This window comes from Kitasatospora sp. NPDC056184, from assembly GCF_042268405.1.
In the GTDB taxonomy this organism is placed as follows: Bacteria; Actinomycetota; Actinomycetes; order Streptomycetales; family Streptomycetaceae; genus Kitasatospora.
The window spans coordinates 1-3,233 of sequence record NZ_JBHJUI010000060.1; the positions used below are offsets into that span (position 1 = coordinate 1).

Annotated in this window: 1 protein-coding gene; it reads left to right on the forward strand. The window is 76.6% G+C overall.

Going from position 1 to position 3,233, the window contains the following annotated elements:
* Window positions 1-3,233 (forward strand): amino acid adenylation domain-containing protein (locus tag ACFC0B_RS40835; RefSeq protein WP_376098563.1); only part of this gene is annotated, 3,233 nt, incomplete at both ends.

Genomic DNA, 3,233 nt, shown 5'->3' on the forward strand with positions numbered 1-3,233 from the left:
GTGCCGATCGGCTCGGTGGTCGCCGGCCGCTCGGACGAGGCGCTGGACGACCTGGTCGGCTTCTTCGTCAACACCCTGGTGCTGCGCACCGACACCGCGGGCGACCCGTCCTTCGCCGAACTCCTGGGCCGCGTCCGGGAGACCGGCCTCGGCGCCTACGCCCACCAGGACGTGCCGTTCGAGCGCCTGGTCGAGGAGCTGAACCCGGCCCGCTCACTGGCCCGGCACCCGCTGTTCCAGGTCGCGATGGTCCTCCAGTCCCACGGCGAGGGCGCGTTGGAGCTGCCCGGCCTGGCCGTCGAGGCGCTGCCCTCGGACACCGGCGTCGCCAAGTTCGACCTGAACGTCACCCTGGAGGAGTTCTTCGACCGCGAGGGCGCCCCCGCCGGCCTGGACTGCGCGCTCGACTACGCCACCGACCTGTTCGACCGGGAGACCGCGGAGGCGATCGCCGCCCGCTTCGGCCGCCTGCTGGCCGCCGTCGTGGCCGACCCCGGGCAGCCGATCGGCCGGGCCGAGCTGCTGGACGGCCGCGAGCGCGCCGCACTCCTGGCCCCCGCCGCGGAGCTGCCCGCCGAGGTCCCGCTCGTCACCGCCGCCTTCGCCGCGCAGGCGGCGGCCACCCCCGACGCCACCGCGCTGGTCTTCGGTGAACTGCGGCTGGGCTACGCCGAACTGGACGCCCGCGCCAACCGCCTGGCCCACGGCCTGCTGGCCGCCGGTGTCGGCCCGGAGTCCGTGGTCGCGCTCGCCCTGCCCCGCTCGGCGGAGACCGTCGTCGCCCAACTCGCCGTGCTCAAGGCCGGTGCGGCCTTCCTGCCGCTGGACGCCGAGTACCCGCGCGAGCGCACCGCCCACATGCTCGCCGACGCCCGCCCGGCGGCCGTGCTCACCACCGGCGGCTGGCCGCTGCCCGAGGTCCTCGACGGCCTGACCGTGCTGTCCGCGGACGCCGGGGCCTGGGCCGGGCGTCCCGCCGAGGCCCCGGCCGTCCGCCCCGACCCGGCGCACGCCGCCTACGTCATCTACACCTCCGGCTCCACCGGCCTTCCCAAGGGCGTGGTGGTGACCCACGGTTCGATCGCCGCGCTGCTGGCCCACCACCGGGCCGAGACCTTCGGGGAGCCCGCGCGGGCGCACGGCCGGCTGAGCGTCGCGCTGACCGCCTCGCTCTGCTTCGACGCCTCCTGGGACAGCCTGCTCTGGATGATCGCCGGCCATGAGCTGCACCTGATCGGCGACGAGCTGCGCCGCGACGCCGCCGCCCTGGTCCGGTACGTCCGGGGCGAAGCCGTCGGCGTCGTCAACGTCACCCCGAGCTATGCCGAACAGCTGCTCGCCGAGGGCCTGCTGGACGGCGAGGCCGCCCCGAAGGTGCTGCTCCTCGGTGGCGAGGCGGTCGGCCAGGCCCTGTGGAGCAGGCTGCGCGAGGCGGCCCCGCACACCACGGCCCGCAACCTCTACGGCCCCACCGAGGCCACCGTCGACACCCTCACCCACGCCTTCGCGGCCACCGACCGCCCGTCCCTGGGCCGGGCCGTGCGCGGCACCCGGGCCCATGTGCTGGACGAGCACCTGAACCCGGTCCCGCCCGGAGTCCCCGGTGAGCTGTACCTCGCCGGCGCCGGCCTGGCCCGCGGCTACCTGGGCCGCCCGGCGCTGACCGCCGAGCGCTTCGTCGCCGACCCGTTCACCCCCGGCGCCCGGATGTACCGCACGGGAGACCTGGTCCGGCGCACCCGGGACGGCGGCCTGGACTACCTCGGCCGCACCGACCACCAGGTCAAGGTGCGCGGCTTCCGGATCGAGCTCGGCGAGATCGAGCAGGCGTTGGCCCGCCACGCGGCCGTCCGGCAGGCCGTGGTCACCCTGCACGAGGGTGCCGACGGGGACCGCCGGCTGGTCGCCCACTGCGCCACCGCCGCCGAGCCGAGCGCCGAACTCGCGCTGGAGCTGCGCCGGTTCGTCGCCGAGTCGCTGCCCGCCCACATGGTCCCGGCCGCCGTCGTCCCGCTCGCCGCCCTCCCGCTGACCGGAAGCGGCAAGATCGACCGGAAGGCCCTGCCCGCCCCCGACTTCACCCTCTTCACCAATGGTCGCGCGGCCCGCACGGCCCGCGAGGAACTGCTCTGCGGCCTGTTCGGCGAGGTCCTCGGAGTCGACCGGGTCTCGATCGACGACGACTTCTTCGCGCTCGGCGGCCACTCGCTGCTGGCCATGAAGCTGGCCGGCCGGGTCCGCGCGACCCTCGGCGCCGAACTCGGCATCCGGGACGTCTTCGAGGCCCCGACCGTCGCCGGCCTCGCCCAGCGCCTGGACGGCGGCGCCGAGGCCCGGCCCGCCCTGACCGCGGGCGAGCGCCCCGAGCGGCTGCCGCTCTCCTCCGCCCAGCGCCGGCTCTGGCTGATCGACCGGATGGAAGGCCCCAGCGCCCTCTACAACCTGCCGCTCGCCCTGCGGATCGCCGGCCCGCTCGACCCCGCGGTGCTGGCCGCCGCGCTGGCCGACGTGGTCGCCCGGCACGAGAGCCTGCGCACGGTGATCGCCGAACAGGACGGCGAGCCGTACCAGCGGATCGTCCCGGCCGACCGGGCCCGCGTCCCCTTCGAGCACCGCACCGACCCGCCGGCCGACCCGGCGGCCGCGGTGGCCGGGTACGCGGAGCTGCCCTTCGACCTCGCCGCCGACCTGCCGATCCGCGCCCACCTCCTCCCGGCGGGCGACGGCACCGGGGACCACCTGCTGGTCCTCGTCCTGCACCACATCGCCGGTGACGGCCGGTCGATGGAGCCGCTGCTGGGCGACCTCGCCGCCGCCTACGCCGCCCACCGCGACGGCACCGCGCCCACCTGGCGCCCGCTGCCCGTCCAGTACGCCGACTACGCGCTCTGGCAGCGCGAGCTGCTCGGCGACGAGGCCGACCCGCAGAGCCCGGCCGCCCGCCAACTCGCCTACTGGCGCGAGGCCCTGGCCGGCCTGCCGGAGGAACTGTCGCTGCCCGCCGACCGCCCCCGGCGCGCCGACAGCGGCCACCGCGGCGCCCGCGTCGTCCTGCCGCTCGGCGCCGAACTCCACGGCGGCCTCGTCCGGTTGGCGCGCGAGCACCGGGTGACGATGTTCATGACCCTGCAGGCCGGACTCGCCGCGCTGCTCACCCGGCTCGGCGCGGGCACCGACGTGCCGATCGGCTCGGTGGTCGCCGGCCGCTCGGACGAGGCGCTGGACGACCTGGT